This is a genomic window from Micromonospora sp. WMMD967 (assembly GCF_029626165.1).
Lineage (GTDB): Bacteria > Actinomycetota > Actinomycetes > Mycobacteriales > Micromonosporaceae > Micromonospora > Micromonospora taraxaci.
Genome location: NZ_JARUBK010000001.1, coordinates 20,196 through 36,204 on the forward strand (window position 1 = coordinate 20,196; position 16,009 = coordinate 36,204).

Sequence of the window (16,009 nt, forward strand, 5' to 3'; positions counted from 1 at the left end):
CACTGAAGCGCCAAAGGAGCATCGACATGCGTTATCGCACTCTCGGCGGCACCGGCATCGAGGTGAGCACCCACTGCCTGGGGACCATGATGTTCGGTGCCGTCGGCAACCCCGACCACGACGACTGCGTCCGCATCATCCACACCGCGCTCGACCAGGGCATCAACGTCGTCGACACCGCCGACATGTACGGCCGGGGAGAGTCCGAGGAGATCGTGGGCAAGGCGCTGCGCGGGCGCCGCGACGACGTCGTGCTCGCCACCAAGGTGCATTTTCCGATGGCCGAGGGCCCCAACCAGGGCGGCAACTCCCGGCGTTGGATCCTCAAGGCGGTCGAAGGGAGCCTCCGGCGGTTGGACACCGACTGGATCGACCTCTACCAGGTCCACCGTCCCGACCCGTCGACCGACATCGAGGAGACGCTCTCGGTGCTCACCGACCTCGTACGCGAGGGAAAGATCCGCGCTTTCGGTTGCTCGACCTTCCCGGCCGAGGAGATCGTCGAGGCACACCAGGTCTCCGAACGTCGCGGTCTCGGGCGCCTGCGCAGCGAGCAACCTCCGTACTCGATCCTGGCCCGTGGGGTCGAGGCCTCCACGCTGCCGGTCTGCCGGCGTTACGGCATGGGGGTGCTGGTCTGGAGCCCGCTCGCCTTCGGGTTTCTGAGCGGTAGGTACCGCAAGAACCAGCCCGTCGACCTCTCGACCGGGCGGGCCGTGCTCCGGCCGGCACAGTTCGATCCCACGATCGCCGAGAACGCCGCCAAGCTCGACATCGTCGAGCAGCTCGTCGACCTGGCGGCGAGCATCGGCTGCACGCTCCCCCAGCTCGCCATCGCCTTCACCGTGGCCCATCCGGCCGTCACGTCGGCGATCATCGGACCGCGAACCCTGCCGCAGCTGGAGGACCTGCTCAAGGGCGCCACGCTCACCCTGGACGACGCCACCCTGGACCGGATCGACGAGATCGTGCCGCCGGGGACGAATCGGTACGACCCCAACGCCGCCTTCCCGCCACGCGCGCTGACCGACACGGCCATGAGACGGCGTCCCCTCACCGAGCGGGCGGCGGCCTGACGCGCGGTGACCGGGCGGGCACACCCCGCCCAAGCCGCGCTGGCGGCACCGCCGGACAGGGCACAATTGGGTTCATGCCCCGTCGCGTGACTCCCGCACTGATGGCCAGCACCGTGCTCATCGCCGGCCTGATCGGCTGCTCGGCGGACACCCGCCCGAGTGCCGGCGGGCAGACACCGCCGGCCGAGCCGCGACCCGTCGCCACGCCGACGCCCCAGGTGGCCGCCGGGTCCGCCCCGAAGACCACCTTCGCGGTCGGCGTACGCCAACTGAAGCTGAACCGGGACGGCCGGGCGCTGCCGACGACGCTGTGGTACCCGGCGGCCGGGCAGTCCGGCGGCACGGCCAAGCGGTCCGCGACCGCGGCGGAGGGCCGGTTCCCGGTGGTGATGTTCAGTCACGGGCTCGGTGGGCGGCCGGACGACTACGCCAAGCTGCTGACCCGGTGGGCGGCGGCCGGTTTCGTGGTGGCCGCGCCGACGTTCCCGCACACCTCCAAGGGCGCCGACAACAACGTCCTCGACGTGCTCAACCAGCCGGCCGACGTGTCGTACGCACTCGACCAGGTGCTGGCGCTGGACGGCACCGCCGGCGACGCGCTGCGCGGCCGGTTGGACGGCGAGCGGGTGGCCGCGGCCGGGCACTCGGCGGGCGGGGTGACCACCATCGGTCTGTTCACCACGGGTCGGGACGAACGGCTGGACGCGGGTGTGGTGTTCGCCGGCACGGCACTCGGGGTGGGTACGGCGTTCGCCGGCGCGGCCGCGCCGCAACTGTTCGTGCACGGCGAGTTGGACGAGGTGGTCGAGTACGCGGCGGGCAAGGCCGCCTACGACAAGGTGCCCTGGCCCAAGGCCATGCTCAGCCTGCCCAAGGGCGACCACGGGCGGGCGTTGCTCGGCGACAACGCGACACTGCGGCTGGTCTCGGACACGTCCGTCGAGTTCCTCCGCTGGTCGCTCTACGGTGACCCGGAGGCCAAGAAGCGCATCTCCACCGACGCCACGCGCGGCGACCTGGCCACCTTCGACGACCACCTCTGACCCGCGCCCTGCGCGCCCCGCCCCGCCCCGCGCCGCCCCGCGCCGCGCCCCGCGCCCCGCACCCGCAAGATCCGCGCAACATCGGGGATGTTGCTGCCTCAAGACGCCGGGAGGCAGCAGTTTCCCCGATGTTGCGCGGATCTTGGCGCGGACGTCGCGGACGCCGCAGCGACCGCGTCTCAGACCTCGTGGTCGATGACGACCTTGCCGAAGGCGTCGCCGGAGTGCAGTCGGGCGAAGGCGTCCTCGACCCGGCTGAACGGGATGACGCTGTCCACCACCGGGCGCACCTCGTTCTCGGAGCAGAACGCCAACAGCTCGTACAGCTCGCCGGGCGTGCCCATCGAGGTGCCCAGGATCTCCAACTGCATCGCGAAGACCCGGCGCAGGTTGACCGACGGCTCGTGCCCGGCGGTCGCCCCGGAGACCACGATCCGGGCCATCGGCGCGGCCGACTTCAGCGAGTGGTCGAACGTGGCGGCGCCGACCGTCTCGATCACCACGTCGACCCGTTCCGGCAGCCGGGTGCCGGGCTCCACGGCGGTGGCGCCGAGGGCCGAGATCCGGTCGCGCTTGGCGGAGTCGCGGCTGGTCGCGTACACCCGCTTGCCCATCGCGACGGCGAGCGCGACGGCGGCGGTGGCCACGCCACCGCCCGCGCCCTGGACCAGCACGCTGTCGGCGTCCGCGACGCGGCCCTTGGTGGTCAGCATCCGCCACGCGGTCAGCCAGGCCGTCGGCAGGCACGCCGCGTCGGTCGCCGCCATGCCGTCGGGCAGCGGGATCAGGTTCGACCGGGGTACGGCCACCCGCTCGGCGAGCGTCCCGGGAAAGTGCTCGGAGAGGATGGAAACCCCACGCGGGTCACCCGGGGTGACGACCACCGGGTAGACGACCACCGGTCGGCCCTCCGGGTCCAACCCGACCGCGTCGCAGCCGAGGATCATCGGCAGCTGGGCCTCGGTGAGACCCACCCCGCGCAGCGACCAGAGGTCGTGGTGGTTGAGCGAGGTGGCCCGCAACTGCACGGTCACCCAGTCGTCGGCCGGAGGGGTCGGCTCCGGCCGCTCGCCGACGGTGAGCGCGGCGAGCGGATCGGCGTCGTCGAAACGGGAGGCAAAGGCAGCACGCATGATCGGCACGGTAACAAGCTGAGCGTTCGTTAAGAAGCCGCGCGCACCGGCTCCTGCGCCGCTAGCGGCGGGCCACGCCGTCGCGGCGGGCGGCTTCGGCCACCGCCTCGGCCACGGCCGGCGCGACGCGCGGATCGAGCGGGGACGGGACGATCGCCTCGACGGTCAACGACTCGGCGACCACTCCGGCGATGGCGTCCGCGGCGGCGACCTTCATCGCCTCGGTGATCCGGGTGGCGCCGGCGTCCAGCGCGCCCCGGAACACCCCGGGGAAGGCCAGCACGTTGTTGATCTGGTTCGGGTAGTCGCTACGACCGGTGGCCACCACCGCCACGTGCCGGGCGGCCACCTCCGGGTGCACCTCCGGCGTCGGGTTGGCCAGCGCGAACACGATCCCGTCGGGGGCCATCCCGGCCACCGCGGTCTCCGGGATCTGGCCGCCGGAGACCCCGATCAGCACGTCCGCGTCGCGCAGGGCCTCGGTGATGTCGCCGTGGCGACCGTCGGCGTTGGTGCTCGCCGCCAGCTCGGCCTTGCTGCCGGTCAGGTCGGTGCGGTGCCGACCGATGATCCCCTTCGAGTCGCAGACCACCACCTGGTCGGGGTCCACTCCCCCGGCAATCAGCATCTTCGTCACGGCCACCCCGGCCGCGCCCGCGCCACTCACCGCCACCCGCAGGTCACCGAGCTTGCGGTCGAGCAGGTTGGCGGCGTTGCGCAGGGCGGCCAGCACCACGATCGCGGTGCCGTGCTGGTCGTCGTGGAAGACCGGGATGTCCAGCGCCTCGTCCAGGCGACGTTCCACCTCGAAGCAGCGCGGTGCGCTGATGTCCTCCAGGTTGATGCCGCCGAACGACGGCGCCAGCGCCCGCACCGCCGCGACGATCTCGTCGACGTCCTGCGTGTCCAGACAGATCGGCACCGCGTCCACCCCGGCGAACTGCTTGAACAGCACCGCCTTGCCTTCCATCACCGGCAGCGCGGCGCGCGGGCCGATGTTGCCGAGCCCGAGCACCGCCGTGCCGTCGGTGACCACCGCGACGGTGTGCGCCGCCCAGGTGTAGTCGTCGGCCAGGTCGGGGTCGGCGGCGATCGCCTCACACACCCGAGCCACCCCCGGGGTGTACGCCAGGGAGAGGTCCTCCCGGCTGGTGAGCGGCACGGTCGAGGCGACGGCCATCTTGCCGCCCCGGTGCAGCAGGAAGACGGGATCAGCGGGGTCCACGGTGGATGAAGACATGGCGGTGACTCCAGGATCTGTCGAGCAGATGTGAGGCGGCGGGCCCGGCCGCGAGGTGGGCGGCGAGCGGTGGCACGCGGCGCGGGGGGTCACCCGGCACTTTCCGAGCATAGTGTCGGCACTGCCCGTCGGATGTGAGCAGGGTCATATCGGCCGGGGAGGCACCCGTCCGGGACGTGGCCAGTAGCGGGCCACGACCCTCCCCCGCACGTCGGCCACCCCGTACGCCCGGGAGTCGTCGGTGATCAGGTCGTTGTCCCCGCGCAGCCACCAGCCGCCGTCCTGCGGCCGGACCGCCCGCTTCACCACCAGCAGTTCGGGACGGGTCCGGAAGACCGCGACCACCACGTCCCCGGGTCGGATCGGACGGCCGCCGGGGCGCACCAGCACCGCGTCGCCGTGCCGCAGCGTCGGCGCCATGGACGGACCGGTCACCAGGACGGCGGTCAGCGGCCTGCGCAACCGGGCCGCCTCAGCCGGGTGATCGGCCTGCACTGGTTTCACCTCCACCCGGTTCGGGGAGCATTCCCAGGAGTAATGTCGCCTTTGATCATCGCAAACTTCCCATGGAGGATCCCGATGCGACTTCCGCGCATCCTTGCGCCCCGCGTCACCGCGAGCGCTCACTGCGACCTGCCGTGCGGTGTCTACGACCCGGCTCAGGCCCGGATCGAGGCCGAGTCGGTCAAAATGATCTGCGAGAAGTACCAGTCGAACACCGACCCGGAGTTCCGCACCCGGGCCGTCATCATCAAGGAGCAGCGCGCCGAGCTGGTCAAGCACCACCTGTGGGTGCTGTGGACCGACTACTTCAAGCCGCCGCACTTCGAGAAGTACCCGAACCTGCACAGCCTGTTCAACGAGGCCACCAAGCTCGCCGGCGCCGGCGGCGTCAAGGGCAGCCTGGACCCGGCCACCGCCGACAAGCTGCTCTCGAAGATCGACGAGATCTCGAAGATCTTCTGGGAGACCAAGAAGGCATGACCTCGTCGGTCATACCGACGATCCGGCCGGCACGTCCCGAGGACGTGCCGGCCGTCGTCGCCATGGTGCACGAGCTGGCGGAGTACGAACGCGCCCCCGAGCAGTGCCACCTCACCACCGAGCAGCTGACCTCGGCCCTGTTCGGTGCCGGCGCGGCGTCGGAAAAGCCGAGCGCTCCGGCGCTCTTCGGTCACGTCGCCGTGGACGAGCGCGACGAGCCGATCGGCTTCGCGCTGTGGTTCCTCAACTTCTCCACCTGGGCCGGCGTGCACGGCATCTACCTGGAAGACCTGTACGTCCGGCCGTCCGCGCGAGGCACCGGAGCAGGTCGGATGCTGCTCGCCACCCTGGCTGACATCTGCGTACGACGCGGCTACCGGCGGCTGGAGTGGTGGATGATCGACTGGAATCCGGCGGCCGGCTTCTACGCCTCGATCGGGGCGGAGCAGATGAGCGAGTGGGTGCCCTACCGGCTCAGCGGCGACGCCCTGCGCGAGTTGGCCACCCAGGCCACCACCGTCGGCACGCGTGGGGGCGACTGACCGGGTAGAGTCCCCGACCGGGGGGATGAGGCGTGACTCAACTGACTGGCCAACCAGCCACCGACGACGACGTGGTGCACCTCACGGTGCCTGCCGACGGTGGTTACCTCGGCGTGCTCCGCACCGCCACCGCCGGTCTGGCGGCCCGGTTGCAGTTCGCACTCGACGAGATCGAGGATCTGCGGATCGCCGTCGACGAGGCGTGCGCCATGCTGCTCGCCATCGCCACCCGCGACGCCGAGCTGGAGTGCCGCTTCGCCGTCACCGAGGACGCACTGACCGTCGAGGTGACAGTGCCGACCGTGCGGGGCGCCACGCTGCCCGCCGAGTCGTCGTTCGCCTGGAAGGTGCTCACCGCGCTGACCACCTCGGCGTCCGCCGCGGCCGCCGACGGCCGGGCGACGATCGCGCTGCTCACCCGACGCTCCGGCGGTTACTGACCGGCTGCTCCGCCACCGGCCACCGGCCCGGTTCTGCCACTGACCGGCCCGGCACCCGCCGGATCCGGCACGGTCAGTCGAGCCTGCACGATCACTGGAACCCGGTCCGTCACTCGAAGCCGAGGGCCCGGGTCGTCGGAGGGCTGACCAGCAGCCAGCCCACGCCCAGGCCGAGCGCCATCAACGGCACGCCCAGCCAACCGAGCCCGCCCTGGATCATGAACCATCCGATCGGCAGCAGCATCAGCTGGAGCACGATCGCGGGGGCCCGTGCGCCCGCCTGACGGCGCAGCAGCGCCCGACCCAGCGCCCAGAGCGCCACCGCCGCGCCGATGGCGAACACGGTCACCAGCAACGCCGACAGGAGGTCGGTGGTGGTGGCGGTGAGGTCGGCCCAGATGAGCCAGAGCGCGATCAGCCCGACGACGGCCGCCTCCGCCCACAGCAGCCGCACCGCCCAGCGGAGCGTGACGGGAATCGGGGCCGAGTCGATGGTCACGCGCGCCACGATACCCGGGCGGCCGGGAGGTACAGTGCCGCCCATGCGGGCCGTCCTGGTGGTCAATCCAAAGGCCACCACCACCAGCGAACGCAGCCGGGACGTGCTTGTCCGGGCGCTGCGCAGCGAAGTCGACCTCAGCGTGCGCTACACCCGTCGGCGCGGTCACGCCGTGGCGCTGGCCCGGGAGGCCGCCGCGGAGGGGGTCGACCTCGTCGTCACCCTGGGTGGCGACGGCACTGTGAACGAGGTGGTGAACGGTCTGATGACCGCCGACCCGCCGCAACTCGACGACGCCTCGATGGCCGAGCGGCTGCCCGCGCTGGCGACCGTTCCGGGTGGCAGCACCAATGTGTTCGCCCGCGCGGTGGGCCTGCCCCGGGAGTGGCCGGAGGCGACCAGCATGATCCTCGAAGGGCTGCGGCTGGGCCGGAGCCGGACGGTGGGGCTCGGCCGCGCTGACGACCGCTACTTCACGTTCTGCGCCGGATTCGGGCTGGACGCCGCGGTGATCCACCGGGTGGAGCAGGCTCGGCGCAAGGGACGGGTGTCCACGCCGACGCTGTACCTGCGCTCGATCATGAACCAGTACTTCTTCGCCTCGGACCGCCGGCATCCCGCGATCAGCCTGGAGCGTCCGGGCGAGAAGGCGGAGGTCGAGTTGGCCACCGTGATCATCCAGAACACCGCGCCGTGGACGTACCTCGGCGACCGGGAGGTCAACCCGAACCCGGCCGCATCGTTCGATCTCGGGCTCGATGTGCTGGCCCTGCGGCAGCTCCGGGTGGCTAGCACAACACGGACAGTGACCCAATTCCTGGGTCGGCAGCCGGATCCGCGAGGTCGTCAGGTGTTACGACTCCATGACACGCCGGAGTTCACCCTGGTCTCCAGCCGTCCGCAGGCGTTCCAGCTGGACGGCGACTATCTCGGCGAGCGGGAGAAAGTCAGATTCACCTCCGTTCCGGCCGCACTGAGAGTAATCTGCTAGGTCTCGGGTACCACCCTTGGTCGACACGGTGGCCACAACCGCATCGGCCGGTCGCCGCCACACCGAGGGGCAGGTGCCGGAAATGTCAGCAATGTCACGCGGACTGTACTATATTGATCCTCGACTGTGGCACGGCGGGTAACCAGGAAAGCACTGGAATCCGGACAAACAGGTTGTGGGCTTGCTCACCGCCCGGAGTTTTTCCGAGCGTCACCCTTGACATCACGAGCGTTCGTGAAAGTATTCACAAGCGAACTTGAGTTACCGGGACATTGCCTGGATATGCTCGTCAGGTTGAGCTGTTCCAGCAGGTCCCCGGCGCTGACCGCCTGCTCACGCACTGCCGAATGGTCGGACGCTAACTGTCACCACCGGCACTGCGGATGCATATAGGAAAAGCACGACAAGCAATTGTTTGCCACCCATCCAGAATGAGGAGTGTTGCCGCCATGGACTGGCGTCACCATGCTGTCTGCCGCGACGAGGACCCGGAGCTGTTCTTCCCGATCGGGACGTCCGGGCCGGCTCTCCTGCAGGTCGAGCAGGCCAAGGCCGTCTGCCGGCGCTGCTCCGTGACCGATCAGTGCCTGCAGTGGGCGCTCGAGTCCGGTCAGGACGCCGGCGTCTGGGGCGGAATGAGCGAGGAGGAGCGACGCGCTGTGAAGCGGCGTGGCGGCCTCCGGGTGCTGCGCGCTCACTCCGCCTGATCCCCCAACGACACAGCTGTACGCCCCGGTGGGTTCACCCACCGGGGCGTTCCGCTGTCCGGCACCTGCGACGTCGTGCCGGCACGGGTCACCCCGTCGACGCAGGCACCGGCCGATCGTCGACCCGCCGCAACACCAACTCCACCAACTCCGGCGCGTCGGTCAGCGGCGCGGCGACCGAAACCGCCCCAGCCGCGCGGGCCGCCTCGGCCACCGCGTCGTGAAACAGGCCGGGTGCCAGGAAGTACGCGCACACCGCGACCCGCCGCGCGCCGGCAGCCCGGAGTCGGGACACCGCCACGCCCGCTGACGGCGGAGCCGCCGAGGCGTACGCCACCCGGCAGGGCACCTGGAACTCGTCGGCGAGCGCGTCCGCGACCCGACCCACCGAACAGCGCGCCCGCGCGTCGCGGGTGCCCGCCGCCGCCAGCACCAGCGCGTCGAAGCGGCCGGGACCCGCCTCGTCGAGCCGGCGACGCAACCCGCCCAGCAGCCCCGCGTCGACAGTCCCGTCCGCCGGACCGAGCACGTCGGTCACCCGCACCGCCAGCGGTGGCCCGCTCTGCGCCGCCGCGGCGACCGCCGCCGGGATGTCCACCCGATTGTGGTACGCGGCGGTCAGCAGCAGCGGCACCAGCACCGCCCGACGGTGACCGGCTGCGGCCAGGTCACGCAACACCGCTGTCGGCCCCGGCTCGGTGTGGTCCAGCCAGCTCGCCCACACCGGTGTGCCCGGACGGGCCGCCGACACGGCCCGGGCCAGCGCCTCGGTGGCTTCGGCCGCTCGCGGATCGCGGCTGCCGTGCGCGACCAGCACCACCGGGTCGGCCCCGCCGGCCGCACCGGGGCCGGTCGGGGTCGTCGCCGGTGAGGTCAGACGTGCAGGCCGCACTCGGTCTTCTCGAACATGGCCCACCGGCCGGCCCGCGCGTCCTCGCCGGCCTTGGTACGGCGGGTGCACGGCCAGCAGCCGATCGACCCGTAACCCTGCTTGAACAGTTCGTTGACCGGCACGTTGAAACGGGCGATGTAGGCGTCCACGTCCCGCTGCGACCACGCCGCGATCGGGTTGACCTTGACCCTGCCGCGCCGCGCGTCGAAGGTCACCACGGGCGTGTTAGCCCGGGTCGGTGACTCGTCCCGGCGCAGGCCGGCGGCCCAGGCGTCGTACCCGGTCAGCGCCCGCTCCAGCGGCTCCACCTTGCGCAGCTGGCAGCAGTCGTCCGGCGACTTGTTGAACAGCCGGGGGCCGTACTGGCCGTCCTGCTGGCCGACGGTGAGCCGCGGCCGGATCGACCGCACGTTCACCGGGAGCGTCCGGGCGACCTCGTCGCGCACCCGCAGCGTCTCGGGGAAGTGCAGGCCGGTGTCGAGGAACACCACGTCCACGCCCGGCGCCACCCGGGACACCAGGTGGGCCAGCACGGCGTCGGCCATCGAACTGGTGACGCAGAACCGGTCGCCGAAGGTCTGCGCCGCCCAGCGGGCGATCTCCAGGGCCGGTGCGCCCTCCAGGTCCCGGGCGGCCTGCTCGGCCAGGGCCCGCAGCTCGTCCGGGCCGCGCCGGGCCGGATCGGTCGGCGTCGGGCCACCCGGACCGACCAGGCGCAGACTCGCGGCGGAGACGAGGCTCATCGGGTCACCGCCCGCGAGAGCAGGCCGGTGAACTTCACCGAGAAGACTCGGGTGCAGGCGTGGCACTCCCACGCGCCGTGCCCCGCCTCGTGCGGCCGCAGGTCCTCCTCGCCGCAGTACGGGCAGTACAGGGGTGCCGCTCGGTTCTCGCTGCTCACCGCAGGTCCTCCTCGTCGACTCTGATCACCCAGTTGGCGAACGTCTCGCCCTCGCTCCGACCGGCCAGGTAACGACGGGCCAGCCGTTCCACGTACTCCGGAAGCTCGTCGGCGGTGGTCTTCAGGCCGCGCAGCTTGCGGCCGAAACCGGCGGTCTGGCCCTGCGCCATGCCCAGGCCACCGCCCAGGTGCACCTGGAAGCCCTCCACCTGCCGACCGTCCGGGCCGACCACAAGTTGACCCTTGAGCCCGATGTCGGCGACCTGCGTGCGCGCGCAGGCGTTCGGGCAGCCGTTGATGTGGATCGAGATGTCCGCGTCGAAGTCGCGCAGCCGCTGCTCCAGCCGCGCCACCAGCTCCTCGCCGCGGGCCTTCGTCTCGACGATCGCGAGCTTGCAGTACTCGATGCCGGTGCACGCCATGGTGCCGCGCCGCCAGGCCGACGGCCGGGCCTCCAGACCGATCCCGCGCAACGCGTCGACCAGCGACTCCGTCCGCTCCGACGGCACGTCGAGCACCAGCAGCTTCTGGTACGGGGTGAGCCGCACCCGGTCGCTGCCGTGCGCCTCGACCACGTCGGCCAATTGGCTCAGCTGCGCGCCGGAGACCCGCCCGACCACCGGGGCGGCGCCCACGTAGTGCCGCCCGTCGGCCTGTTCGTGCACGCCCACGTGGTCGATCGGCTTCGACGGCAGGGTCGGCGCCGGACCGCCGAGCAACGTGCGGCCGAGGTAGTCCTTCTCCAGGACCTCCCGGAAACGCTCCACACCCCAGTCGGCCACCAGGAACTTCAGCCGGGCCCGGTTGCGCAGCCGGCGGTAGCCGTAGTCGCGGAAGATCCCGACGACACCGGCCCACACGTCCGGCACCTCGGCCAGCGGCACCCAGACGCCGAGCCGCTGGGCGAGCATCGGGTTGGTGGAGAGGCCACCGCCGACCCAGACGTCGAAGCCGGGGCCGTGCTCGGGGTGGTCGACGCCGAGGAACGCGATGTCGTTCGACTCGTACGGGGTGTCGACCAGCCAGGAGATCGACGTCTTGAACTTGCGGGGCAGGTTGGAGAACTGCTTGTCGCCGACGTACCGGGAGACGATCTCGTCGATCGCCGGGGTGGGGTCGAGCACCTCGTCGCGGGCCACCCCGGCGACCGGGCTGCCCAGCACGATGCGCGGGCAGTCACCGCACGCCTCGGTGGTCTGCAGACCGACCGACTCCAGTCGGCGCCAGATCTCCGGCATGTCCTCGACCCGGATCCAGTGGTACTGGATGTTCTGCCGGTCGGTGATGTCGGCGGTGTCCCGCGCGAACTCCCGGGAGATGTCCGCGATCACCCGTAGCTGGGCCAGGCTGAGCTGACCGCCGTCGATGCGGACCCGGAGCATGAAGAACTCGTCCTCCAGCTCGTGCGGCTCCAGCACGGCGGTGCGCCCGCCGTCGATGCCCGCCTTGCGCTGGGTGTAGAGGCCCCACCAGCGGAACCGTCCCCGCAGGTCCTGCGGGTCGATGGAGGCGAAACCCCGGTGCGCGTAGATCGTCTCGATGCGGGCCCGGACGTTGAGCGGGTCGTCGTCCTTTTTGATCCGCTCGTTGGGGTTGAGCGGCTCACGGTGGCCGAGCGCCCACTGGCCCTCACCCCGTGGCCGGCGCGGCGCTCGGGTCGGGCGAGCCGTCGGGTCCTCGGAACGGGCCGGGATGCTGCTGACCGCCATCGCGGCGTCCTCCGTTGTCTGCTGTGCCTCGGTGTACGCGGGGCGCGGCGGCCGGCCCGCGTAGCGGGCGGGACAACGGTGTCTTCAGACAGCCGGCGCGGAGCGCGCCCGAGACGGATTGGTCGGGCGTCGTCAGTAGGCCGGACAGACCGCGCTGCGCACGCGGCCGTAATCGACGTGGCGACGTGCCACGAAGCGGCGGACGACTGCGGCGGTCATGCGCCCATGCTGCCACACCCCAAGGGGGCCGGCCAATGTCCGCGTGCTGGATCCCACATCACGGGCCGGTGGTCAGCCGACCAGCTGGTCACCGAGGACAGTTCGGGCATAACGCACCACCCGCCCCTGTCGGCCATCGCCTGCCGCCAGCTGACACCCACGGGGGGCAGGGCCGTGGCAGGCTCGAACCGTGGGCGGATTGTCCGAGAAGTCGAGCGGGGCGGCGTGGGATCACCTGCGCCGCCCACCGGTCTGGCTCCCCCCGGCGCTGCTGACCCTGGCGGTGACGGTGACGGGCCTGGGCTCCGCCCAGCTCTGGCGCGACGAACTGGCCACGTGGAGCGCGGCCACCCGGTCGCCCACCGACCTGGCCCGCCTGGCCGACACCATCGACGCCGCGACCGGCCCGTACTACCTGCTGATGCACATCTGGACCAGGATCGTCGGCGACTCCACAGTCGCCCTGCGCCTGCCGGCCGTGCTGGCGATGACAGTGGCCGCCGGGCTGCTCGCCGTGCTCGGCGCTCGGCTCGTCGACCGGCGCACCGGCCTCTTCGCCGGCCTGCTGTTCGCGGTGCTCCCCGGAACGTCGCGCTACGGCCAGGAGGCCCGCCCGTACGCCCTGGCCACCATGCTCGCGGTGCTCGCCACAGTGCTCCTGGTGACCGCGCTGCGACGGCCGAGCTGGGCCCGTTGGGCCGGGTACGCCGTCGCGGTCACGGCTCTCGGCCTCGTCCACCTGATCGCGCTGACGCTGCTGGCCGCGCACGCGCTGGTCGTCGTGCTCGTCTGGTGGCGAGGGCCCGCCGCTGCCGGTGCCGGCACTCGGGACCACACCACCGCCGAGCGGGACCGGCGGGTCTGGCGGTGGGTGGCCGCCGTGGTGCCGGTCGTGCTGCTGGCCGGTCCATTGCTGGTCAAGGCCCGGACCCAGCAGTCCCGGCAGTTGAACTGGGTGGGTCTGGCTCGGTTGGACGACCTGACCGCGCTGCCGGGCGGCGTGGCCCAGAGCAGTGTGGTGGGCGGCCTGCTGCTCGGGGTGGCCGCGCTGGGGGCGGCACGGCTCGGACGTCGGGCACTGCTGCCGGTGAGCGCGGTGCTGCTGCCGGTGCTGCTGCTCTTCGCCGCCGGCGCTGTCGTACCCCTGTGGGTGCCTCGGTACCTGGTCTTCGTGGTGCCCTTCGCGTGCCTGCTGGCGGGCGCGGCCCTGGCCGCGGTGGCCGCGCCGGCCGCGCTCGTCGTGGTGGTCCTGGCCGGGCTGCTCGGCCTCCCCGACCAGGCAGCGCTGCGGCGGACACACGAGTGGCCGCGCAACGCGCCGGTCGACTACGCGGGCGCGGCGAGGGTGATCGGCGACGGTCAGCGGCCCGGTGACGCGGTGGTCTACTCGCCCCGACACAGCTGGCTCTTCCTCGACCTCGGCATCGAATACCACCTCCACGACCCGCCCCGCGACGTGCTGGTCACCGAGGACGAGGCCCGCCGGGGTGACCTGTGGGCCGCCGAGTGTCCCCAACCGGCGCAGTGCCTGGCCGGCACGCCACGGGTCTGGCTGGTCGTCAGTGGCCGGCACACCGATCCGCTGGCCGCCGTGCCCGGCGCCAAGGGCGACACGCTGCGCGCGCAGTTCACCGTCACCCAGGTCTGGCAGCGCCCCGGCCTGGCCGTCGCCCTGCTGATCCGACGGCCGGGCAACTGACCCGGCTGCCGCGAGGGCCGCCGCGAGGGGGCGAGGGCCGCCGCGAGGGGGCGAGGGCCGCCGCGAACAGGGCGTGGGAGTCGCGCAGACGCGGGGAGGCCGTCCTGCGCGGGCGGCGGGCGGGCACGCAAGCAGCAGCGGCGGGCGGGCCTCACCTTTCTGAGCGATATACCTCTGAGTCATCAATATGACCCAGAGGTATATCGCTCAGAACAATGAGACGCCCGACCGGCACTCGTCGTCCGAGTCAACGTGGTGATCGGAGCAGACCCGAGCGGACCGGACCACCCCCCAGGCGGACCAGCCGGACCCCGACCCGGCGGAGCGCGGCCAGCTCGGCTCAGCCTTGCGACCGACCGTCCGGGGCGTTACGCGCCAGCGGGACGACCAACACGGCCTCGGTGCCGCCGTTGGCGCCGGCCCGCAGCTCGATGGTGCCGCGCAGTTCCCCGGTGACCAGGGCCCGGACGATCTGCAGGCCGAGCCGGCTGGCACGTTCGGCGTCGAAGTCCGGTGGCAGGCCGCGCCCGTTGTCGGCCACCGAGACGTGCAGCATCTTGCGGAACCGATGCGCCGAGACCACCACCTCGGGTCGCAGCTCCGGGTCGACCTCGGGTACGGCGACCGGCACCATTCCGGAGGCAGCGACGGTCAGGGGCTCGTCCTCCTCGTCGCTCGGCGGGAAGCCGTGCTCGACGGCGTTGAGCAGCAACTCGTTGAGGACCATCACCAGCGAGGTGGCGATCTCCGCCGGCAGCACGCCGAAACTGCCCCGCCGTCGCATGCCGACGCTCACCTCGGTCGCCGCGACCTCGGTCGCCGCGCTCGAGACCCGGTCGACGATGCCGTCGAACTCGACCGCCTCGTCACTGGACATGGAGAGCGTCTCGTGCACCAGGGCGATCGAGGCGACCCGGCGTACCGACTCCTCCAGCGCGACCCGCGCCTCCGGCATGGCCACCCGGCGGGCCTGCAACCGCAGCAGCGCGGCCACGGTCTGGAGGTTGTTCTTCACCCGGTGGTGGATCTCCCGGATGGTGGCGTCCTTGGTGATCAACGCCCGATCACGACGCCGTACCTCGGTGATGTCCCGGACCAGCACCAGCGCGCCGATCGGCACCCCGGCGGGCATCAGCGGCAACGCCCGGGTGAGCATCGTGGCCCCTCGGGCGTCGATCTCCCGTCGCGGCGGCCCCTCGCCGCGCAACGCGGCCAGGATGCCGTTCGCCGCCTCGGTGCCCTCCAACGGATCGCCGGCCAGCCGGCGGTGCAGCGCGGCCAGGTCCTCGCCCACGAGATGGGAGGCGTAGCCCAGTCGGCGGTACGCGGACTGGGCGTTCGGGCTGGCGTAGGTGACCTTCCCCCCGGCGTCGAGCCGGACGAGGCCGTCGCCGACCCGGGGTGCGGAGGTGGTCTCGCCGGGATGCCGGGGCGGCGGGAAGGTGCCGTCCGCGATCATCTGCGCCAGGTCGTCCGCCGTGGTCAGGTAGTTGAGTTCCAGCTGACTCGGCGTACGCGCGGTGGAGAGGTTGGTGTCCCGTCCCACGACGGCGATCACCTCACCGGCCTCCCCCTCGGCGGTGCGCAGCCGGACCGGGATCGCCTCGTGCCGGGCCGGCACGTCGCCGTACCAGACCGGGTCGCCCTCCCGCCAGATTCGGCCCTGGGAGTACGCGACGCCCAGGTGTGCCACCTCCGACCCGCCGACGATGCGCCCCACCTGGTCGTCCTGATAGGCGGTGGGGGCGGTCGTCGGGCGGACCTGGGCGACGCAGAGGAACGTGCCGTCGGCGTCGACCGGCACCCAGAGCAGCAGGTCGGCGAAGGACAGATCGGAGAGCAGTTGCCAGTCGCCGGCGATGCGGTGCAGGTGGTCGATGTCGGCCGGACGGAGATGGGTGTGCTCCTCGGCGAGGTCGCGCAGCGTGGACACG

General features: G+C 71.9%; 17 protein-coding genes. 8 read left to right on the forward strand and 9 right to left on the reverse strand.

Translation table 11 applies throughout. The features are described from left to right. Window positions 1-26 precede the first annotated feature (26 nt). Complete coding sequence (locus O7631_RS00105) at window positions 27-1,076, forward strand: aldo/keto reductase (RefSeq protein WP_278142486.1); 1,050 nt, start codon at window positions 27-29, stop codon at window positions 1,074-1,076. A gap of 74 nt (window positions 1,077-1,150) precedes the next feature. Further along, window positions 1,151-2,119 carry a chlorophyllase gene (locus O7631_RS00110; protein WP_278142487.1) on the forward strand — a complete coding sequence of 323 codons (969 nt, stop codon included), beginning with the start codon at window positions 1,151-1,153 and terminating at the stop codon, window positions 2,117-2,119. Between the two features lie 179 nt (window positions 2,120-2,298). On the opposite strand, the gene O7631_RS00115 is transcribed toward O7631_RS00110, so the two are convergent. The 3 genes from O7631_RS00115 to O7631_RS00125 form a co-directional block, all read right to left on the reverse strand. Beyond that, a complete protein-coding gene (locus tag O7631_RS00115) occupies window positions 2,299-3,261 on the reverse strand; it encodes a zinc-binding dehydrogenase (protein ID WP_278142488.1) in 963 nt (320 codons plus the stop codon). A 52-nt stretch (window positions 3,262-3,313) separates the two neighbouring features. Then, window positions 3,314-4,492, reverse strand: coding sequence for an NADP-dependent malic enzyme (locus tag O7631_RS00120; RefSeq protein ID WP_278142489.1), 1,179 nt, complete (start codon window positions 4,490-4,492; stop codon window positions 3,314-3,316). A gap of 144 nt (window positions 4,493-4,636) precedes the next feature. Further along, complete coding sequence (locus O7631_RS00125; RefSeq protein ID WP_278142490.1) at window positions 4,637-4,987, reverse strand: S24/S26 family peptidase; 351 nt, start codon at window positions 4,985-4,987, stop codon at window positions 4,637-4,639. Between the two features lie 84 nt (window positions 4,988-5,071). On the opposite strand from O7631_RS00125, the gene sodN reads away from it, so the two are divergent. The 3 genes from sodN to O7631_RS00140 are packed head-to-tail and all read left to right on the forward strand — an operon-like array spanning window position 5,072 to window position 6,458. Beyond that, window positions 5,072-5,476 (forward strand): superoxide dismutase, Ni, encoded by a 405-nt coding sequence (sodN, locus tag O7631_RS00130; RefSeq protein ID WP_278142491.1) that lies wholly within the window; start codon window positions 5,072-5,074, stop codon window positions 5,474-5,476. Continuing rightward, complete coding sequence (locus O7631_RS00135; RefSeq protein ID WP_278142492.1) at window positions 5,473-6,018, forward strand: GNAT family N-acetyltransferase; 546 nt, start codon at window positions 5,473-5,475, stop codon at window positions 6,016-6,018. The genes sodN and O7631_RS00135 overlap by 4 nt, the downstream gene beginning before the upstream one ends. A gap of 32 nt (window positions 6,019-6,050) precedes the next feature. Beyond that, window positions 6,051-6,458: an ATP-binding protein gene (locus O7631_RS00140; protein WP_278142493.1), complete on the forward strand. Its 408-nt coding sequence runs from the start codon at window positions 6,051-6,053 to the stop codon at window positions 6,456-6,458. A gap of 109 nt (window positions 6,459-6,567) precedes the next feature. Here O7631_RS00140 and O7631_RS00145 read toward each other — a convergent pair whose 3' ends face one another. Continuing rightward, on the reverse strand, window positions 6,568-6,957 hold the full coding sequence (locus tag O7631_RS00145) for a hypothetical protein (RefSeq protein WP_269682498.1): 390 nt from the start codon (window positions 6,955-6,957) through the stop codon (window positions 6,568-6,570). Window positions 6,958-7,000: 43 nt separating this feature from the next. On the opposite strand from O7631_RS00145, the gene O7631_RS00150 reads away from it, so the two are divergent. Beyond that, window positions 7,001-7,948: a diacylglycerol kinase family protein gene (locus O7631_RS00150; protein WP_278142494.1), complete on the forward strand. Its 948-nt coding sequence runs from the start codon at window positions 7,001-7,003 to the stop codon at window positions 7,946-7,948. 449 nt (window positions 7,949-8,397) lie between these two features. Beyond that, entirely contained in the window at window positions 8,398-8,655 is a 258-nt protein-coding gene (locus O7631_RS00155) for a WhiB family transcriptional regulator (RefSeq protein WP_007072794.1), read from the forward strand. An 88-nt stretch (window positions 8,656-8,743) separates the two neighbouring features. Here O7631_RS00155 and O7631_RS00160 read toward each other — a convergent pair whose 3' ends face one another. Genes O7631_RS00160 through O7631_RS00175 form a run of 4 tightly spaced genes read right to left on the reverse strand, consistent with a single transcriptional unit; the run spans window position 8,744 to window position 12,157 of the window. After that, window positions 8,744-9,532, reverse strand: a complete 789-nt coding sequence (locus O7631_RS00160) for a CbiX/SirB N-terminal domain-containing protein (protein ID WP_278147800.1) — start codon at window positions 9,530-9,532, stop codon at window positions 8,744-8,746. Then, window positions 9,529-10,290 carry a phosphoadenylyl-sulfate reductase gene (locus O7631_RS00165; protein ID WP_278142495.1) on the reverse strand — a complete coding sequence of 254 codons (762 nt, stop codon included), beginning with the start codon at window positions 10,288-10,290 and terminating at the stop codon, window positions 9,529-9,531. Before O7631_RS00165 ends, O7631_RS00160 begins: the two co-directional genes overlap by 4 nt. Continuing rightward, window positions 10,287-10,448, reverse strand: a complete 162-nt coding sequence (locus O7631_RS00170) for a hypothetical protein (RefSeq protein ID WP_167393614.1) — start codon at window positions 10,446-10,448, stop codon at window positions 10,287-10,289. Before O7631_RS00170 ends, O7631_RS00165 begins: the two co-directional genes overlap by 4 nt. Beyond that, the gene (locus tag O7631_RS00175) at window positions 10,445-12,157 is read right to left on the reverse strand and encodes a nitrite/sulfite reductase (protein ID WP_278142496.1); all 1,713 of its coding nucleotides are present in this window, start codon (window positions 12,155-12,157) and stop codon (window positions 10,445-10,447) included. Before O7631_RS00175 ends, O7631_RS00170 begins: the two co-directional genes overlap by 4 nt. 409 nt (window positions 12,158-12,566) lie before the next feature. On the opposite strand from O7631_RS00175, the gene O7631_RS00180 reads away from it, so the two are divergent. After that, window positions 12,567-14,075, forward strand: a complete 1,509-nt coding sequence (locus O7631_RS00180; RefSeq protein ID WP_278142497.1) for a glycosyltransferase family 39 protein — start codon at window positions 12,567-12,569, stop codon at window positions 14,073-14,075. A 340-nt stretch (window positions 14,076-14,415) separates the two neighbouring features. On the opposite strand, the gene O7631_RS00185 is transcribed toward O7631_RS00180, so the two are convergent. Further along, window positions 14,416-16,008, reverse strand: coding sequence for a PAS domain-containing sensor histidine kinase (locus O7631_RS00185; RefSeq protein ID WP_278142498.1), 1,593 nt, complete (start codon window positions 16,006-16,008; stop codon window positions 14,416-14,418). Between the last annotated feature and the right edge of the window lies 1 nt (window position 16,009).